At 30.6% G+C, this 19,632-nt stretch carries 18 protein-coding genes; 3 read left to right on the forward strand and 15 right to left on the reverse strand.

Translation table 11 applies throughout. From position 1 onward, the window contains the following. The 14 genes from ACM55I_RS06600 to mnmE all read right to left on the reverse strand — a co-directional run bounded on the left by ACM55I_RS06600 (position 1) and on the right by mnmE (position 14,423). Positions 1-1,065 carry an MBL fold metallo-hydrolase gene (locus ACM55I_RS06600; protein ID WP_416845959.1) on the reverse strand — a complete coding sequence of 355 codons (1,065 nt, stop codon included), beginning with the start codon at positions 1,063-1,065 and terminating at the stop codon, positions 1-3. A 5-nt stretch (positions 1,066-1,070) separates the two neighbouring features. Next, positions 1,071-4,691, reverse strand: a complete 3,621-nt coding sequence (locus ACM55I_RS06605; RefSeq protein ID WP_416845960.1) for a DUF7149 domain-containing protein — start codon at positions 4,689-4,691, stop codon at positions 1,071-1,073. A 356-nt stretch (positions 4,692-5,047) separates the two neighbouring features. Continuing rightward, positions 5,048-5,254: a hypothetical protein gene (locus tag ACM55I_RS06610; RefSeq protein ID WP_416845961.1), complete on the reverse strand. Its 207-nt coding sequence runs from the start codon at positions 5,252-5,254 to the stop codon at positions 5,048-5,050. Between the two features lie 39 nt (positions 5,255-5,293). After that, complete coding sequence (locus tag ACM55I_RS06615; RefSeq protein WP_416845962.1) at positions 5,294-5,461, reverse strand: hypothetical protein; 168 nt, start codon at positions 5,459-5,461, stop codon at positions 5,294-5,296. A gap of 70 nt (positions 5,462-5,531) precedes the next feature. Beyond that, positions 5,532-5,720 (reverse strand): HigA family addiction module antitoxin, encoded by a 189-nt coding sequence (locus tag ACM55I_RS06620; protein WP_416845963.1) that lies wholly within the window; start codon positions 5,718-5,720, stop codon positions 5,532-5,534. A 98-nt stretch (positions 5,721-5,818) separates the two neighbouring features. Then, the gene (locus ACM55I_RS06625) at positions 5,819-6,085 is read right to left on the reverse strand and encodes a hypothetical protein (protein ID WP_416845964.1); all 267 of its coding nucleotides are present in this window, start codon (positions 6,083-6,085) and stop codon (positions 5,819-5,821) included. A gap of 4 nt (positions 6,086-6,089) precedes the next feature. After that, complete coding sequence (locus ACM55I_RS06630) at positions 6,090-6,989, reverse strand: DUF5712 family protein (protein ID WP_416845965.1); 900 nt, start codon at positions 6,987-6,989, stop codon at positions 6,090-6,092. Beyond that, positions 6,989-7,474, reverse strand: a complete 486-nt coding sequence (locus ACM55I_RS06635; RefSeq protein WP_416845966.1) for a BfmA/BtgA family mobilization protein — start codon at positions 7,472-7,474, stop codon at positions 6,989-6,991. Before ACM55I_RS06635 ends, ACM55I_RS06630 begins: the two co-directional genes overlap by 1 nt. A 157-nt stretch (positions 7,475-7,631) precedes the next feature. Beyond that, entirely contained in the window at positions 7,632-8,684 is a 1,053-nt protein-coding gene (locus ACM55I_RS06640; RefSeq protein ID WP_416845967.1) for a DUF6371 domain-containing protein, read from the reverse strand. Between the two features lie 226 nt (positions 8,685-8,910). Then, entirely contained in the window at positions 8,911-10,341 is a 1,431-nt protein-coding gene (locus tag ACM55I_RS06645; protein WP_416845968.1) for a DUF3987 domain-containing protein, read from the reverse strand. A 10-nt stretch (positions 10,342-10,351) separates the two neighbouring features. Further along, on the reverse strand, positions 10,352-10,636 hold the full coding sequence (locus ACM55I_RS06650; RefSeq protein WP_416845969.1) for a helix-turn-helix transcriptional regulator: 285 nt from the start codon (positions 10,634-10,636) through the stop codon (positions 10,352-10,354). Between the two features lie 73 nt (positions 10,637-10,709). Next, positions 10,710-11,753 (reverse strand): hypothetical protein, encoded by a 1,044-nt coding sequence (locus tag ACM55I_RS06655; protein WP_416845970.1) that lies wholly within the window; start codon positions 11,751-11,753, stop codon positions 10,710-10,712. A gap of 5 nt (positions 11,754-11,758) precedes the next feature. After that, on the reverse strand, positions 11,759-12,886 hold the full coding sequence (locus tag ACM55I_RS06660; protein WP_416845971.1) for a site-specific integrase: 1,128 nt from the start codon (positions 12,884-12,886) through the stop codon (positions 11,759-11,761). A gap of 148 nt (positions 12,887-13,034) precedes the next feature. Continuing rightward, complete coding sequence (gene mnmE, locus ACM55I_RS06665; protein ID WP_416845972.1) at positions 13,035-14,423, reverse strand: tRNA uridine-5-carboxymethylaminomethyl(34) synthesis GTPase MnmE; 1,389 nt, start codon at positions 14,421-14,423, stop codon at positions 13,035-13,037. Between the two features lie 178 nt (positions 14,424-14,601). On the opposite strand from mnmE, the gene ACM55I_RS06670 reads away from it, so the two are divergent. The 3 genes from ACM55I_RS06670 to ACM55I_RS06680 all read left to right on the forward strand — a co-directional run bounded on the left by ACM55I_RS06670 (position 14,602) and on the right by ACM55I_RS06680 (position 18,296). Further along, on the forward strand, positions 14,602-15,432 hold the full coding sequence (locus ACM55I_RS06670; protein ID WP_416845973.1) for a universal stress protein: 831 nt from the start codon (positions 14,602-14,604) through the stop codon (positions 15,430-15,432). 159 nt (positions 15,433-15,591) lie between these two features. Beyond that, positions 15,592-16,425: a universal stress protein gene (locus ACM55I_RS06675; protein ID WP_416845974.1), complete on the forward strand. Its 834-nt coding sequence runs from the start codon at positions 15,592-15,594 to the stop codon at positions 16,423-16,425. A 98-nt stretch (positions 16,426-16,523) separates the two neighbouring features. Further along, positions 16,524-18,296, forward strand: a complete 1,773-nt coding sequence (locus ACM55I_RS06680) for a MutS-related protein (RefSeq protein ID WP_416845975.1) — start codon at positions 16,524-16,526, stop codon at positions 18,294-18,296. Between the two features lie 196 nt (positions 18,297-18,492). Here ACM55I_RS06680 and dnaN read toward each other — a convergent pair whose 3' ends face one another. After that, positions 18,493-19,611 carry a DNA polymerase III subunit beta gene (dnaN, locus tag ACM55I_RS06685; RefSeq protein WP_039107438.1) on the reverse strand — a complete coding sequence of 373 codons (1,119 nt, stop codon included), beginning with the start codon at positions 19,609-19,611 and terminating at the stop codon, positions 18,493-18,495. Positions 19,612-19,632 lie beyond the last annotated feature (21 nt).

Raw genomic sequence — 19,632 nt, forward strand, 5'->3', positions numbered from 1 at the left:
TTATATGTATTCCGATATAGAACTTATTTTTAAATTAGGAAAATCTTGTCTGTCTTTATCTAAAAAAATAAATCCTGGTAATTTTCCGTAATTGAAATAAATAGTGGCATTAGGGTTCTGATTTACAATTCTAGAAAAAGTTCTTTTATTTGGTAGATTATCGCTTGTGCCATCACTACTTATAATGTAATTATCAGTTTTAATAATTTCAAGTAATTCTTTATTTGTATTTCTACAACTACCATGGTGCGATACTTTTAATATTTCTGAAATAAGTGGATTTTCTTTGTTAAATCCTAAATCGGTTAAAGATTCAATTATATCAGTTGGATGTGAATCTCCAAGAAACACATAGTTTTTTTTATTGAAAGTTAAAATAAAAGTAATTGAGCTTCCATTAGGTACACTATCATCTTCATCGAATTTATATTCTTTTAAGCTTTCTTCAGTTATGAAATCAGAAAGGGGAATTACCCAATCTGACTCTTCTCCACTTGTAAAGTAGTTGTGTTTTGGTTTTTTAAATTCATTTAATAACTTTTCTAAGTTTCTTTTTGTTGGTGTGAGTATTTTAATTTTTAAACCATTTATTTCACTAGTTAGTTCTTTTGAGATGATTTTTTTATCCCAAATATTTTTTTCTATTAAATAATCTTCGAATTTTTTTGCTTGAGGTACACTCGTAAATGAATTGTCGGAAATATCTAAAGTTAGTTCTAATTCTTCATTTTCCTTAAGATTAAAACATTCAGCAATAGTCTTTCCAGAATTAAACCAAACTTTATCAATTAATTTGAAAGCATCTTTATCTTTGGCAAACCATCTTAAAATTCCTCCGATGTGATCGTCATCAATATGAGTAAGTATAAGCAAATCAATTCTTTTGTTTTTGTTTTTGATCGATTCTATCAACGTAAACAAGTCGCCTTTTATTTTTGTCCTATTTTCATAATAAGTTGAGCCTGTACCACCATCAATAAGTATATTTCGTTCTGATTTTTCAGAATCTAAAAATGACAATAGTATTGAATCTCCCTTAAATGCTTTTAATATCTTGATATTCATGTGATTTATTGTTTCTCTATAATCTTAATCTCTTCCTCACTCAATCCATACAACGCATAAATAATTAAGTCAATTTGTCTCTCAAATGAACTTATATTTGATTTAGAATCTATTTTCTTTAACTCCATTATTTCATTTATAAGGGGGATTATTTTTTCTACTACATCTTGATTGTTTTGTGGGAAAGGAAAATATTTTAAATCTTTTATTAAAATTTTTGGAAATACATCTTTATTGGAGTTCCCAGAAGCTCTTAAATGATAGAAACAGGCAAATTTTGAGTTAAGAATTGCTAAGAGTATTTTCAATTCAGTAATATTATTTGATTTACTTTTTATAACATCGACAGAATTTGAAAAAACAGCTTCGTGAGATATTAATGAAGCGTGGATTTTTCCTTTAGATGTTACTTCACGAACTACTAGTCTGTCAGACTGATCAAACCAATCGGGTTGTCGTGGTTCTGCAATCCATTTGCCGTAATTAACATATCCACCTTTCCAATTTGTAAAATAAGGAAATATTTCGCTACCTCCAATTAGAGGCTTATGGGTTGATGTTAATTTTTCAGATGAATGAAAAGATTTTAATTTAGATTCTTCACCTGTTTGAGGAGGAAATCCAATCCCTTTTTTATATATTTTAATTCCCCAAATTACATTAAAAAAATTCATTACAGGAGGATTTGAATTCCTAAGTCTATTCAAAAATTCAACTTCTGTTTGATCTGATTTGACATTTAAATTATATCCTGTTTCTTGTGAGATATTATTGATTTTAATTTCATTTACAACTTCTCTTTTTAGTGAATAAATTGGTAAATATGTCGCAATTGTTTTGTAACACTCAATTATACAAGTCTCTACAACAGCTTCTTCAAATGTGTTTTTCGGGCAATTTGTTATCGAATTAAGAAAACCATTAGTTATTAAATATTTTCTAAAATTAATATCGTAAGTTGATGCATACCAAGCGTTAGGAATTATGTATGAAAGCGTTGATATTTTATTTCCTATATTTATTCCAAGTTCTGTAAATAAAGTATATGATTCAATTTGATAGTTAGATACTTTATACCGATTTCTCAAATATGCGTCTTCTAATTTATTAAAAGCAACTCCATAAGGCGGATTTCCAATCACCATATCAAACCCTAAAAAATCACCCTCATCATTCAAAACATCAGGAAACTCAAAACGCCATTCAAAAGCATTTTCATAAATCTTGTTACTTTTTATTTCCTCAATTTCGGTTTCTTGTTTTTTTATCTTTTCGGCTAACTCTTTCTTGTATTTTGTTTGTACTTTATTTAAAGTTACGTCAAATAATTGTACAGATTCATATTTTGTATAGTATTCATTTTGATTTTTAATCAAATCTTTTATTTCTTTACCATGCTTGTTTATTTCGCTTCTAAAGTTAGTTTTTATATCTGCAATTAGACACTCCATTTCACGCTTTTGTTCTTTACTTTCGGCATTGCGATAGGTGTTAACGGCATTTTTATAAACTTTTATAGAAAGTTTACTTTTCTTTAATGCTTCTTTTAATTCGGCATCCAATCCAAAGCGGGAAATTAAAGAATTCCCACATTTAATATTGATATCAATGTTAGGTAAGGTTTCCAATTCATTAGAATTGGTTTTATAATACGCATTTTTCAATAATTCAATCCACAAACGCAGACGGCAAATTTTGACTGAGTTGGGGTTAATATCCACGCCAAACAAACAGTTTTCAATAATGGTTTGCTTTTCGTGAAACAAAGTTTCCTGTATGCGTTGGCTTTCTTTATTCTTAGGATTGTAGGAGAAAGGGATGCCATCTTCGTCAGTAACGATCAATTCATCATTGACTACTTCAAAATGGTATTCTTTCAGCCGGTTGCCATTATGGTCTTGCAAAACCCGTAAATCATTTTTTATGGCAATGATTTCATTCAAAGCTGAAACTAAGAAGTGTCCGGACCCCACTGCAGGATCACATATTTTTAGGCTATTTATAATTTCGTTAGCTTCTTTTCTATCCTCAATTTTATCATAAAGGGAATCAAAATCGTTACAATCCCAATTTTTGGTTTCATTGAATTTTTGTATCACGGCTCTACGAATCGTTTCTTTACACATATACATCGTAATGAAACTAGGGGTGAAGAACGAGCCATCTTTGTAGCCATTGATTTTTTCAAATATCAATCCTAATACTGAGGCATTAATAAGGGTTTTGTTGTCTTCCTGTATGTCCTCACTTCCCTCACTGGCAAAGTCATAAGCATCAAGGAATGAAAAGAAATAATCCAAAGCTTTTTTAGTACCTGTATTTTTTTTGCCTTGATTGTCTTTAATTACTGTTGCTGGGAGTAGAGGTAAGGTGTTGTTATCTTCCAGTTGTGAAATAAACAACGTTTCATGTTCTAAATCTGTTGGTTCAAAAAGAGAACTGTTTAAGTAGGGTACTTTTGCAAAATCAGTGAATACTCTTTCATTTCGGTCTTCTGGTTTTTTTGCCAAAACCTGAAAGAATAAACTATTAAGGTTGTCATAGTCTTTTATTAAATGGGAATTCAAAAAAGAATAACTTTTGTCTCCTTTATGGTAGGTTATCAGTTGCGCTTCCAGTAATTTTAAAAACAAAATCCGATTCACCCATGTAATAGTTAGTTCTAGTGCGACCGTAAAAAGCCGTTCTTCATTAGTCTCTCCGTATTGTTTTGGGTTTTGTAATCTAGATATTTTATCCAAACTATCCAATTGCTCAATAGCATTCTCTAAGAGGGAACCTGAGTTTCTTTTTCCTTGTTTGTGGCGTTCAATTAGTTTTTTACCACCTTCTTTTACTTCGGTTAAACCAATGATATGCAGTAATTCACTATAAAAGTTTTTATCTAGTGAATTGCTGTCATTGGCGAAAGATAATTTTAGTAGGTGTTCAGGCGAAAGTAATTTAAAAAGTGCAACAAGCGATTTGTCGTCCTCTTTATCAGCGTTTCGCAAAGGTTTATCATATTTACGAATATCAAAATGGGCAAATTCAATAGTGTTTTGCAAAGCTTCAATAAAAGGCTTTGCAATCTCTTTGTAGAAATAATCTGTTGTTTTGCCGGATAATCTTCCTTCCTCAAAATCAATAAATTGTTTTGCAAAGGGTTTATTTTCTGCAAATAACTTATTGAAGAGTTGGGCGTCAAAAACAAACCATTCGTGAATATTAGTAACAACTAAATGTTTTAATTCGGTGTTTTTATGAGTGATGCGTTCCCGCATGTAATACAAAACTAGCTCTTGTAAGGCTTTTCCATTCAGGTTTGCAACAGTAATCATCTCTGTTTTGTTGACTGGACTTTTGGCTTCAATGATTACTCCAACATTCGTTTTGGCATTTTTCCCGTTGTGAATCACTAAATCATTACGTCCTTTTGTATTCACAGAATAGCTGGGATCGTAATAAGTTTTCTTCAAGAAATCAATCACTAAGTTTTTATGAAACTCTTCGCTTTCCTTTTCATTGATTGAATCTAAAATCTGTATCAAATTCGTTTTAAAACTCTCAATGTGAGTACGGTTTGGTTTGATTTTAAGAAAAGCTTTGTTCAGTGCTTTACGAGGTTCTAGAAGTATTGTATTCATGGGTTTTTTGACTGTTCTTTGTTTTGTTCCACTGCAATGCTGCAACAAGTGATTTTTTTGTATTAAAATATTTATAAATGCTAAAGTATCGAATATATATTGAAGTGTAATGAGGAAAAACGTAAATAGTAAAGAAATATCTTTCTTTTAGTATGTTTTTAGTTGTTATTATTTATTCTGGGACTATAAGCTAGTAGCCGAAGTCGGTTTCCTGAAAATAAAGGCAATACATTTTAATTAAAAAACATTTATACATATATACTTTTATACATATATACTTTTATCCATACATATATAAATATATACTTTTATACATATATATATATATAAATATATTACCCTTTTGTTTGACTATCTTATTCTTCTATTTTACCTGAAATTCTGTAAGTTTGTTTTTCTCCAAATTTTGCTTCAGTATTATAAAACAAACCCGAGAAACTTCCGTCTTCTTGAAAAACTATTGTATTTTGGTGTTTGCATAGTAAATCTAAATATCTATTACGATCAGATTCAAATTCGGCTTCAGTAACAACAATAACTCTTATTTTAGTATATGGATCCATATTTGTTTTTTATAATAATTTTAAATTACATAGATAAACTTAGAATACAGGAAAATGTATTTTTTCATAAGTTTCAATAATAGAAGTTATTTCCAAAAATTCAATTGCAATAGGGTCGTTGCTTTCCATTTCGTCAGTAACAATTTCTATAAGTTCATTTAAACGAATATTAGAATTAACATAAGTTTGGAGTGTGATGTTTTCCATTTTAAATTAAGTTTTTTAATGATGTGTACAGAGTAATACCTTTCACCAAAATTGAATAGCTATTTGATTCTCAATTTTTTGGGTTTTCTTTTGCTAAATCATAAGAACTTTGTAAGTTAAGTAAATGACTTGCTGTTCCTCCAAATACTTTTTCTAATCTTAAAGCCATATCGGGAGTAATAGAAGTCTGACTATTTATGATATTTGAAAAATTAGCTTCGGTAGTTCCAAGCAGTTCAGTAATTTTGCGAATAGTCAATTTTCTACCCTAGACAAGTTCCATGTGTAGAATTTGTCCGGGATGTATTTTTTTCATTTTTCTTTCCATGATGTATATTTTTGACCCAAATTGAATAGCTATTTGACTTCTATTTTTCCTAATTCTTCAAAAACATGGTTTGCAAATTTTTTAGAGTCATAATCCTCAATGCATGCTACCTCTTTTTCTAAATAGTTTTTCACGATTTCTTTTAAGAGTTTGTTAATGTCCATACCGTAATTCTTTGGAAATAATTCTAAACATTTTGCTATTTCGTTTAGATCATAAGTTATAATTTCCATGTAATTTTTTTGTGCTCTCCAATAGTTTCGCAAAAAATCGTCTGTAACATTTTTGTATTCCATATTTTTATTTTTTTAGAGATTGATTAAAATTAATACTTCTGATAGATTTCGTTTTTTGTATTGCATCTATTTGATAAAGAAGTTCAAATTTTTCTTGAGGGCTTCCATTTTTCAAAATGTTTTGATTTTTAAATTTTTCAAGTTCTTTCCGGTTATACTTGAAATGTTCGTCGAATGTTTTTTCATTCATATTAATCCATTTAACCCTATCGAATCCAACTTGATACTCATTGTCACCAATTGTTCTACTAGTTGATTTTTCGTTACAGGTAGGGCTTAATTTCAATCTTTGCGTTTTATCTTTTCTGGAAACGATAATGTGTATGTGAGATTGTAAGCCTATTTTATATGTGCCTGAAATTGTTTTTCGATCAAGAACTTCTTTGTCTGTTCCTTTAAATTTTCTAAAATGCTCAATTTTGGCAAAATAGACTAAATCATCTCCCGTGTTAATTCCTTTATCTTGCCGGTTGAAATTTAAAGCATAATTGTCCATTATTTTTCTGCCATATTCTCTAATAAGCCGATTAAATTTTTCGAGTTCTCTCAAGTTAAAATCCCAAACACTTGTAATTTCTCTTTTTTCAGATGCCAAAAAAGCAATATGTTCTAATTCATTTTCGCTAAAACTGATTGTTGGAGCAAAATATTTCGCATCATTTGCACCTAATTTTCTTTTATTGTTATCAATGGAACTAATAGCTTCTATTGTACTAATATTTATTTCTGAATCATTAAAAAAACCTTGTTTCCTGCTCTCTAGTTGATAAACATCATTCGTTGAAGAAGTTTTTTTAATGATTTTGTCTAAATCTTCATTTTCTTTTTCTAAGTAAATAGCTAATTTAGAACAACTCCCTTTATTGTCAGAACCGAGTGAACTATGCGGTTTAGATATTGGCATTATGAAAAGATAGATTTAAGTTTATCAATGGTACCGGACTTGTTTTTCTCATCTAATAATAGACAAATAGCTACAATTGCTTGTCTATTTTTTTCTAATTCAATTGCTATAAGTTTGTTTCTATCAGCATCATTTTTTTTAATTTCATTCATCCTTTCTGAATGCTGATTTAAGAGTTTATTTATTGCATTTATTAATTTAAGAACTTCCTCTTTATGGGAATTTTGATAATTGAAAATATCTTGCCTCAATGGTTTCAAAATATCTCGTTCCTGTACTTTAAGAAAAGAGACAATTCTTTTGTCTAAAGTAGAAATCATTTCAGAAGGATTTTTGTTTGCAGCATCTTTAGGATCGATACCTGTTTTTTTGAAATAATAAATCATCTCTTTAACAAGTGAACCCAAGTTCATTCGCAAACTTTCAGATAATTTTCCAAGTTCTGTATGCGCTTTTTCATCTATAATGATACTTTTTTTAGTCATAATTATAATTTTCAAAACTGTAAATCAGTTAGTTATATTTTTATTGTATTTAGATTATAAAATCTTATAAATTTCATTCTTAAAGAAAGCCTTATTTTCAAGGCTTCGGCCTCGCAGAGCAAGTAGGATAGGGGTTTTTCCGCCCCTGTCCTACTTGCTACTCTTTTAGAGACAGTGAGATTGTGTTTCCATAATTATCTCTAAGGTCAAAGACATCAATCAGAAGCTTTAAATTTTTGTTTTTTTGATATAGTAAGTTTATTAATCTATGTTCATTTGAATCAAGTTTTTTTGGAGTGTAATTGATGTTTTCTAAAAAATAGTCAGCAATATCGAAACCATTGTTTCTATCCTCAACATTGCCTTTTAATTCTAATAAATTTGAAATTTGAATATCAAATCCTTTACTTTTAAAATACTCACACTTAGATTTCCAAATACTGAACGGACTTCCATTAGGACCACATACACCCAAATCTGGATATAATATAATTTTTCGTTTTTTTAGAACTTCCATTTTTGTTTCATTTAAGCCATTTAGACTACCTGCAGCCAACCAGATATATTTTTTGAATAAAATGCTCATTATACAAGCGGTTTTTTCGGATTCAACTATTGCAATGCTATTTTCGTTACCGTTTATTAAATGTTCGCCGAAAAAGCATTGGCTGAGTTTAAAACCTTTTATTTCATCCCATTTTATTTTTAACGAGTGTACCCAATTAATGTATTTAGTCCTTTTTCCGGATTTATTGTAAATAATTATTTTTCCTCCTCTGATAAGATTTTTTTCATCGATCTGCCAAAATACAGTTCCGAAATGCCAGAAATTTGCAGTTCCTATTTTATATTCATCAACTATTTTTTCTACCTCTTGAATATCAAATTTTGAAAACAGGAAGGATATGAAATTATTTTCTGAATGGTATTTAAAGGTTTCCAGTAAGTCCTTTTCATTATGATATGAAATTTGCTCTTGTTTTACTGATTTGGCTTCGTAGGGAACATGAATTTTATATTCTATGTTATTATCAATAAAATAAGATTTAGGAGTATAGTGATACCCACAATTTATTTCTCTGTCACATCTTCCGACTATCAGAGAAACATATTCCTTTGATTCTACATCAATATAGAGCACCATTGTTTTTTTATTACAGTTTGGACATGGATGTTTTGTTGATTTTTTATGTAATGAATATTTATGCATAATTTACTATGGTTTCACTTTCTTCACTTTCTTCACTTTCCAGTAATAGCAAGGGCTTAACAATGCTACATAGCTTCACTTTGGCTTCATTTTGACTTCACTTTGAAAAGCAATAATGAAATACTAAATTGCACTTTCTTCACTAATTTTGCACAAACTAGTGTTTTTAAAATACTGTAATTCAATATTTTAGTATTGAAAGTGAAGAAAGTGAAGAAAGTGAAGTCTATACTGTTTTTTCATAACTTCCGTGTGCAAGCCGTTTGAATAATTTGAGGTCTTTTAAGTAGGTTTTAAATTGTCTGTCAGAAACTCTGGGCTTGCCTTCAATTAATTTACAAGCTATTTTTATCCCTTCTGCAGTTGTAAAAGTTTTAGGGAGTTCGTTTAAAATATTTTTTTGAAGTTCTGTAAGGGTTTCGAAATAATTCTTTTTTAAAATCTCTGCTCGTACTTGAATAGCATTGTGGTAGAAATAGTCAAATAATTTGATGGCACCTTTAATAGAAGATACATCTACTTGGTTTTTTGATTCGCTTTGTACTGTTGAATGAATTAATTGAAGAATTAATGCAAAACGCAGCACATATTGTTGCAGTTTTATTTCTACGCTTCGTTCATAATCAAAGAAAAACTTGTCGGGTCTATTATTTTGCCATCGGAATAAGTACTCTTTTGCATCAGTTTCCATTGTGAAAACATTAGATATATTAGGATCATCGTCCCCTAAATCAATTAAATTATGAATAAGTGTAGTGTAATTATTGAAAAGCACTTTATTTACTTGTTCTATATTCCAACGTAATATTTTCTCCTCGTTTGGATAAACAAACAGTAATCGATCCATAAAGCCATTAGTTGATCTTCCATCTTTTCCAAAATCCTTTAAAACCGAAATTTGAGTGCTACCAATAACGCTTAAGCAAGGATCTTCTAATCTCAGCGATTTCCCCGAAGCTCTATCGGTTGTAATCTGTGTTCCGCTCCATAAACTTAAATAGGTTTCGGCTTCTCCGGAACTATTGTAACGGTTAAAATTCTTTAACCATCCATTTAATTCATCTACATAAATGCAAATACCTCTCTTGTTAGAACTGTGATGAAGTATTAATGCTTCGGGAGTAAAATCACTTAATAGATACCTCTTTAAGATTGGTTTTTTTTCCTTGTTTTTATGTTCTGAATTTTCAGAATTACTTTTTTCGTATTCAACTAATTGATTTTCATAATCTGCAAATAGTTGACTCTCTTTAATTTGAATAGGGTTGAAGCAAAATTTTAAAGCTTGCGTCTTTGCATCTCCTGGTTGCCCAACAATTACCATAAATAGGTTTACTTTTTCTTGCCATCCATGTTTTACTTCAAGTTTATGGGATTTACCAATTGAAGCCGAAGCAGCCGAAAGAATGCCTGCGCCAAGATAATCTATGGGAAATAGGTGCTTATTATGTATCTCTATAATTATCTCTTGTATGGGTTTTGGATAAATTCCGATTGGGAATAAGTTTCCTTGGGTTTCTTTATGTTTCAAAAAATCAATTTCCAGATCAACGATATCAATTCGTCCTTCTTTTTCTATATCTTTGTTTTGCGAATCAAAGATTTTACCCTTTTTACTTTCCTTAGTAAGAAGGGTATTGTTTTTTAGATCGATCATAACTCAAATATTATTTTTTTGAGTTCACATAATTTGCTGCCTCTTTTTCAATTTGAGAAATTGATTTAGACTTATTTTGTAGTAACCATTCGTCAATCTCGGATTTCATAAAAAAAAGTGTGCGATTATTTGGTTTTGAATAAGATAGGATGTTATGATGCACAAGCTTGTACACATAACTTTTTGAGAACCCCGTATAGTTTACAACATCGTCAACAGTGAAGATTTGTTTGTTAGTCCCAATGATCAGTTTCTCTAATTGGGTTAATTTTTGAATAATTGCATTGCTTTCCATTAGTGATTTGTTTTATCGTTATGGGAGCAAATGTCACTAAAGCGTAATAGAAAAATATTAAGATATTAAGACCTTAATGATTTTTAATCTTTTCAAACATAGATTTCAAGATTTTAATATCATCTCGTTCTTTTGTAAACTTTCTATATTGTGCCATAGAAGAATATATTGCATTGGCCTTTATTGTACCATTTTTGTTCGCAATTTTCGCTGAATATTCAATAGTTGATAATTGTATTTTTATATCAAAATAAGTTTCTAAACAATCAATAAAATATTTAAACAGAATATTGTCCATTTCAAGATGAATAATTGAATTATGACTTTCCCAATCATTTTCAAAAACTTCAATAAATTGATTTAATGAAGTTTTATTCTGGTCTATCAGCATAATTTTCTCCAGGCTTTTATAAAGATTACGTAAATCGCCGTTGTTGATACTGATTTGATAATTTCCGTTTTTATTCCCATGTTTGTTAACATTCTTAGATTTAGTTAGAATCATAACTTTTTCATGGATTTGAGACTGTAGTATTTCGAGATGATTTTCATATTTTTCTAATGCTTCGTTAATATCTAATAAAAAAGAAATTTTTTTATTATCAAAATTATTAACTTCGATATTTACATTGTCTATGTGATTGATTAAAGCACTTTTAAAAATAGACAAAGGATAAGATATATGTTCGTAAATTTTGTCTGACAAAACTAAAAGCATGTGAGAATGAGTTTCTTTAGGGTACTCTCTCATCTCTAAATAAAATGCTAATAATTTAGAAAGTTCCGCTTTACAATTAAAAGCAAGTGATTGTTCAGTAATGGTGTTTGATTTCTCCTCGTTCTTAACTTCTTGATGATCTTGGAAGGGGAGTGGCTCATTACTTTCAATTGTATAATCATAATGTATATAAAAAAAATGTTTTAGTGTTGTACTGTCAATATCTTCAAATCGAAAATAATATGTGTAATTAGAAAGAAATAAAAAGAATTGTGATTCGTTTAACCTTCCTATTGAACTGAATGTTTTTGCATTAATTTCACTTAAATGTTTGTGAATTTCATTTACAGCTTGATAATAACGTTTGTTGTATTGTTTAAAATATGGATAATGTAGCATATTTTTTAAATATTAATGTTAGGGATTAGATTTGATGCTTCTTTCATTTTTTGATCAACAATTTTGGCATAAATTGCTGTAGTGCGTATTTCACGATGCCCTAATCTTTTAGAAACAGTATAGATGTCAGCTCCATTTTCAAGTAATAGAACAGCATTTGTATGTCTGGCACTATGAAAAGTAATGTGTTTTGATATTCCGGCTCGATTGCACCAGCGTACAATTTCGTTATTATAAACAGCACTGTACTTTAGGCCTGTAAAAACTCTATCTATCGGTGACTGGCGTGTTTGCAATAATTCACGAGCTTGAATAGAGATATAAAGGTATTCAACTCCGTCTGTTTTTTCTTGTCTAAAATTGACTTTGCTAACATCACCTTCATCTCTAACTTCTGACCAAACTAGGTTGTTAATATCAGACCAACGCAAACCTACTAAACAGGAAAAAATAAAAGCTCTTTTAAGAACTTCATATTTGCAATCTGTTTGTGCTAATTGTTGTAATTCTTGAAATGTTAAATACTCTCTTTGACTTTCTGCTTGCTCAAAGGATTTTACTTTGGATGCATAATTAATAGAAATATTACCCTCATCAAAAGCACTTCTAAGTGCTGCTTTAAATTTATTAAAATAAGAGTATTTGGAATTAAGAGATAGGGGGGTATCACTTTTTGTTTTTGCTTCTTTATCAAAATAAATACGAACTCGTTTAACGAAATTTTCATCAACTTCTTCAAATAATAAATTTGGACTGATACATCTTTTTAAATGAAGTGAAGTAGCTGCCCAATTTGAATAATTTTTAGGAGAATCAATTTTTTCTTCAGTTTTCTCCATAAAAAAATCTAAAAAACTTCTCTTTGATTTAGCAGTGTTTTTGATGTCAAATTTACCTTGAAAGTATTCCGCTTTTCTGATTGATAATATCTGTTCGCTTAAAGTATCAATTTCTTTATTCTCTTTTTTTTCAGCAGCCGTCTTGGGTTCTTGATAGGGATATAACTTTAAATACTCAAAATCTCTTAAATGAATCCTCTTTCCTTCGATATTTAGGGTAGAGCCTTTGTAGTATTCTATATATAGACTTAACTTGCCATTTTGTAACTTCTTTTTCTTTAAAGTAATATTCATAGGTGTACATATTTACACCTTTTTTGTCGTGAGGTGTACATTGAGTGTAACAAATGTATAAATTAAAGATAACATAAGAAAGTAAAAATACTGCTAAATCAATGGGAGTCAACTAAGAGAAAGTATAAGAAACTTAAAGAAAGTGTATTTATTTCCCGATGCAGAAATTCGCAAATATATTTCCCAACAATTCATCATTTGTGACTTGCCCCGTAATCATTCCAAATTGATACAACGCTTCTTTTATATCGAGAGCCATCAAGTCGCTTGAAAGATTGGTTTCCAGTCCATATTTTACTTTTTGTATTTCATCTAACGCTTTTAGTAGGGAGTCGTAATGCCTTGTGTTAGTTACGATTGTTTCATTATTTCGTAAAGAACCTGTATTCACAAACGAGAGTAATTGATTTTTTAAATCCTCAACACCTAGTTTTTCTTTGGCAGAAATAAGTAAGATTTCTGGAATCTCTGATTTGATATTTTGGATTTCAGTTTCGGTCAGTTTATCGGCTTTGTTACCAATAATAACAAGGGGCTTCAATGGAAACTGATTCTTAATTTTTTCCAGTTCCACTTTCAACTTTAACCCTGAAATTTTAAACTCGGAACTGTCAAAAAGAAAAACGACCACTTGTGCCTGTTCTATTTTTTCGAAAGTTTTTTTAATTCCAATGCTTTCAACCACATCTTCGGTTTCCCTAATTCCAGCCGTATCGATGAATCGAAAACCAATTCCGCCAATGACCAATTCGTCTTCAATAGTATCACGTGTTGTACCTGCAATTTCCGAGACAATGGCGCGTTCTTCATTCAATAGAGCATTCAAAAGCGTCGATTTGCCTACATTGGGTTCCCCTACAATCGCTACAGGAATTCCGTTTTTAATTACATTCCCAACAGCAAACGAATCGATTAATCGCTTTAGCACAAACTCGATTCTATTTAATAATTCATGAAATTGGGTTCTGTCGGCAAATTCCACATCTTCTTCGGCAAAGTCGAGTTCGAGTTCGATGAGTGATGCAAAATTTAATAATTCTTCCCTTAATTTGGCTATTTCATTGGAGAAACCACCACGCATTTGTTGCATTGCAATTTGGTGGGAGGCTTCATTATCAGATGAAATTAAATCTGCAACAGCTTCGGCTTGTGATAAATCAAGTTTTCCGTTTAGGAATGCTCGTAATGTAAATTCGCCGGCATTTGCCATACGGCAGCCTTTTCGAAGCAACAACTGAATAATTTGCTGTTGGATATAAGTAGAACCGTGACAGGAAATTTCTATTGTATTTTCGCCGGTATAAGAATTTGGACCTTTGAAAATTGAAACCAACACTTCGTCCAAAGTTTTGTTGTCATCTACAATATGACCTAAATGTAGCGTATGCGTTTTTTGGGTGGTTAAATCTTTGTTTTTAATGGATTTAAAAACAGCATTACCAATAGTAATGGCATCATCTCCGGAAATTCGGATTACTGCTATTGCTCCAGCTCCCGAAGGAGTTGCCAGTGCCACAATGGAATCGTGAGGAATCATATTTTTATTCAATTTTATGCAAAAGTAAGTAAAATTGACGTGGCAACAAGACCTGCTTATTAAAGCATTAACTTTATTTTTAGTTAAAAATAAGCCAAACTGGTAATTATCATATTATTTCATTATTTGTTTCGTAATTTTATGTAAATATTTGATTTGTAGTAAATTAATATGAGTCATGAAAAAAATTCTATTTCCCACTGACTTTTCGGATGTTTCTAATAATGCCTTCATCTATGCATTAAAATTGGCTGAAATGATACATGCTGAAATTATTACGTTGCATGTGTATCAAATGTTACAACCTAAATTTGCAGATTTTTCAGCTTATTTATATGAAGTTTATGAAGTTACAGAGTTAAGTAATTTTGAGAATTATAGAGACGAAGTTCCTGTTTTAAGAAATATTGCCGAAAAAAATAGTCTGGGACACATCAAGACAAGCCATGTTTTAGTTATGGGTAATTTTATTCACGAAATTCAAAATTTAACGCAGGAAGAAAATATTGATTTTGTAGTTATGGGTACTAAAGGGGCAACAGGATTAAAAGAAACGTTCTTAGGCACAGTTACCACCAAAGTCATGGATGATGTTAAAGCGATTGTATTTGCAATTCCGGCACATTGCCAATATCAACCCATAAAGAGAATACTTTTTGTGACACAATTTAAGCCAAATGACTTTAAAGCATTTAAGAAAGTGATGGAATTGGCTCATTTATTTCAGGCACACATTGATTGTTTGTATGTTCAGCAACACCAGCATGAAGCTAAAAATGATTTTGCTGACGATTGGAAAACTATTGTTGAAAAACAGGATGTAACACTCCATACTATTGTAAGTAATGATGTGGAGAGAATTATTTTAAATTTTATTGAATTGAATAAAATTAATACGATTGCAATGCTTGTATATCATAGAAATTTCTTTGAAAAACTATTTCAAATCAGTCTTTCAAAAAAATTAGCTTTTCATGCTGACGTGCCAATTTTGGCTATTCATGAATAAAAGATATTGAAATATTTATTAAAATATAAATAGTTTACCTGATTCTAAATCAACATCTTAGGTTAAGTTTTTTTAATATAAATACCTGATGATTATCATGTTAAATATTTAGTTTTATAATTAACTTTGATAAATGAAACTATATTAATACTTAATAAAATGAAAAGAATTCTATTTCCAACAGATTTTTCTGAAGTAGCCACTAATGCTTTTGTGCATGCTTTAGAATTTGCAAAAATAGTTCAAGGTGAACTCATTTTATTGCATACATTTGATTTGCCTGTATTTGATAATCAGTTTTTCCCTGAAAATTATGCAGTTATTTATGATTCATTGGAGTTAGCTCAATTTGAAATGTTCAAAGACGAAATTCCTAAACTGCGTGCCATAGCCGAAGAGCATAATCTCGACAAAATTAAAATGTCGCACAGGCTTATGGATGGTGATTTACTTTTTAATATTAAAAGGGCGGTGAAAGAAGATAAAATTGATTTTGTTGTAATGGGAACCTCTGGCGTTACTGGATGGGAAGCTTTTTTTGTGGGAAGCAATGCTGGTTCTGCTATAATTGGTATTGACGTTCCTATGTTGTGTGTCCCCTTGGAAGCAAAATTTAAAAAAATCCAAACGATAGGTTTTACAACCCGTTTTAGACCTAAAGATAAAAAAGCACTTAAAACAGTATTGGATATTGCTAAAAAAATGAATGCTAAAGTGAAATGTCTCTATGTAAAAACCAGTAGTTCTGATGTTTCAAAAGATACTATAGATAAATGGGAAACCGAGTTTATGCAAGAACCCATAGAGTTTTTTGTTATTACCAGTGATGAAATAAAGGAAACCATATTGGATTTTATTCTCTACAAAGACATCGATGTGTTAACGATGCTTACCTATAAAAGAGGCTTTTTTGAAGGATTGTTTAAACCAAGTTTCACAAAAAAAATGGCACCTAATTTTGATATACCAATTTTGGCTATTCATATCGATTAAAGATATTTTATTTGTAGGAATTAGATTCAATTATTCCTTCTTCTATGTTGGATAAATTGTTGTTGTAAGCACTATATTTGTAGTTCATTAAATGAATTATGGAAGTATACAAAGTAAAAAAAGAAGGCTTTTCAATAGCGCTAAATGCAATCAATAAAAAGTACAATAGTATTAGCTTTTTTCGGCTACTCACTATTGTACTTTTTTTAGTGTCCCTTTATTATTATATTAAAACAAACGGAGCTGTTTTTATTGCTATGGCCGTGTTCTTTTTTGGATTATTTATCGTTTTGATGCGTTTTCATTCTAAGTTAGTTTTTCAAAAGCAAATCAAACAAGCATTATTGGATATTAATGAAAATGAAATATCCTATTTGGAAAGAAAAAAAATCCCTTTTGAAAACGGGCAGGAATTCAATGATTTTCATCATCCTTATGCGTATGATTTGGATATTTTTGGAGCGCATTCTTTGTTTCAAAATTTGAATAGAACCGCCACATTCATTGGAAAAAAAACATTGGCAAAACAACTTTTAATGCTTTTGCCAAATGAGGAGATTATTAGAAATCACAAGGCTGTAAAAGAATTATCCGAAAAATTAGATTGGCGTCAGGAGTTCTTGGCTTTAGCCAAAGTAAGCAACGATAATAAATCCAGTTATGAAGCTTTATTACAATGGAATAAATTCGAAAGTACGCCGTTGTCAAAAATGAGTATATTGGTTTCTTTTATTGCGCCAGTTCTCTTTCTTGGGACTTTTACTGGTTATTTAATCACATCAAATTCAGCGTTTTTATCGGTATTATCGATTCTATTTGTTTTTAATTTGGGTTTTTTAGGCAATTTTTTTAAGCGAATTCAAATTGAAATTGAAAATGCATCCAACATTGATAAAATCATTAATCAATATGGTTTATTGATGCAAAAAATCGAGAATGAATCTTTTCAATCCGAGAAACTAATCGATTTGCAACAAAAACTAACCTTCAAAAAAGAAAATGCCAGCATCCATTTAAAACAATTGGCTTCATTATTTTCTAATATGGATACCATTGGAAATTTTGTGACGGGATTGTTATTCAATGGAACATTTTTATTTAATTTTCATGTTTTAAAAAGCTTAATTCAATGGAAAAAAGACCATACTGAAGCTTTGGAAGATTGGATGGAAGTTTTAGGTGAATTTGAAATGTTGAACAGTTTAGCAAATCTTTCGTATAACAATCCTAAATTTGTATATCCTACATTGAACACCAATTTTGAAATAGATTTCTCCAATTTAAGTCATCCGTTACTAAATGATAAAACTAGAGTGGGGAATGATGTGAGTTTTCATCCCGAGTCCTTCATGATCTTGACAGGTTCGAATATGTCAGGCAAAAGTACTTTTTTGAGAAGTTTGGGAATTAACATGGTTTTGTCAGGAATGGGTTCGCCAGTTTGTGCCAGTCAGGCTAATGTGCATCCGTTACCCGTTTTGGTTTCCATGCGATTATCGGATTCATTATCGGATAGTGAATCGTATTTCTTTGCCGAGATAAAACGCTTAAAGCAAATTATGGACGAGTTAGAAAATAGACCTGCATTTGTTTTATTAGATGAAATATTGCGAGGAACCAATTCAGATGATAAACGCAATGGAACGATAGAAGTGGTGAAAAAAGTAATTAGCAAAAAAGCAATTGGAGCCATTGCAACGCATGATATAGAAGTTTGTTTGACTACAAATGACTATCCAACGATACTTATCAACAAATGTTTTGAAGTGGAGATTATTAATAATGAGCTGCATTTTGATTACAAACTACGCGACGGCATTTGTAAAAACAGAAGCGCTACGTTCCTAATGAAAAAAATGGGAGTGATTTAGAATACTATTAGATTTCAATATCTTTTCTCGACAAAAAAAAGGTTGATCCCGAAGAAAACAAAAAACCGCAAATTCCAAAAGAAGTTGCGGTTTTTTAAATATAAAAATGGTTTGGTTAATAGCGTATTTGTTGTACAATGGTAAGTATTATATTTGAATTTTAAAAATATAAATATAACAAAATCAAAATAAAATGTTAACTGTTTAGCATTACCGGCATCACAAGCATGGTTACAGTTTCACCTTCTTCTAATCCATCAACAGGAGTAAGGATTCCGGCTCTGTTTGGCAATGACATTTCAAGCATAATCATATCCGATTGCAAGTTAGTCAACATTTCAGTTAAGAAACGAGAATTATACCCTATTTGCATATCATCACCTTGATAATCACAAGTCAATCTTTCTTCGGCTTTGTTTGAGTAATCAATATCTTCGGCAGAAACATTCAACTCGGCACCAGCGATTTTCAAACGAATCTGGTGTGTAGTTTTATTCGAAAAGATAGCAACACGACGAACAGAACTCAAAAATTGAGAACGGTCAATCATTAATTTATTTGGATTTTCTTTCGGGATTACCGCTTCGTAGTTTGGATATTTTCCATCAATTAAACGACACATTAAAACATAATTATCGAAAGAAAAAGTGGCATTCGAATCGTTATATTCAATTTTAACTTCAGCATCTGAAGTACCAAGAATATTTTTTAAGATGTTCAAAGGTTTCTTTGGCATAATAAAATCAGCCACTTGCGAAGCCGTTACATCAGTACGCGCATATTTTACTAATTTGTGCGCATCGGTTGCTACAAAAGTCAATCCTTGTGGCGAAAATTGGAAGAATACACCAGACATTACCGGACGTAAATCATCGTTTCCGGCAGCAAATATTGTTTTGCTTATGGCTGTTGCCAAAACATCAGCAGGAACAAGTGTTACAGATGGGTCGTCTAAGTTTACTGATTTAGGAAATTCAGCACCAGGAGCATAAGCCAAAGCATATTTTCCGGAATTGGAACTGATTTCAATCGTACTGTTTTCTTCAACTGTAAAAGTTAATGGCTGCTCAGGGAATGTTTTAAGGATTTCCAAAAGTAATTTTGCAGGAACAGCAACACTTCCTTTGCTCTCCGAATCAATTCCTAAAGTAGCAGACATTGTAGTCTCTAAATCGGATGCAGAAACCGTTAGCACATTGTGATCTAAATCAAATAGAAAGTTATCTAAAATAGGCAAAGTATTACTACTGTTGATCACGTTACCTAAAACTTGTAATTGTTTCAATAAGTACGAACTCGATACTATAAATTTCATCTGTTTTGTTTTATTTTTTAA

Origin of the sequence: Flavobacterium algoris (assembly GCF_048158525.1) — a bacterium.
GTDB classification, from domain to species: domain Bacteria; phylum Bacteroidota; class Bacteroidia; order Flavobacteriales; family Flavobacteriaceae; genus Flavobacterium; species Flavobacterium algoris.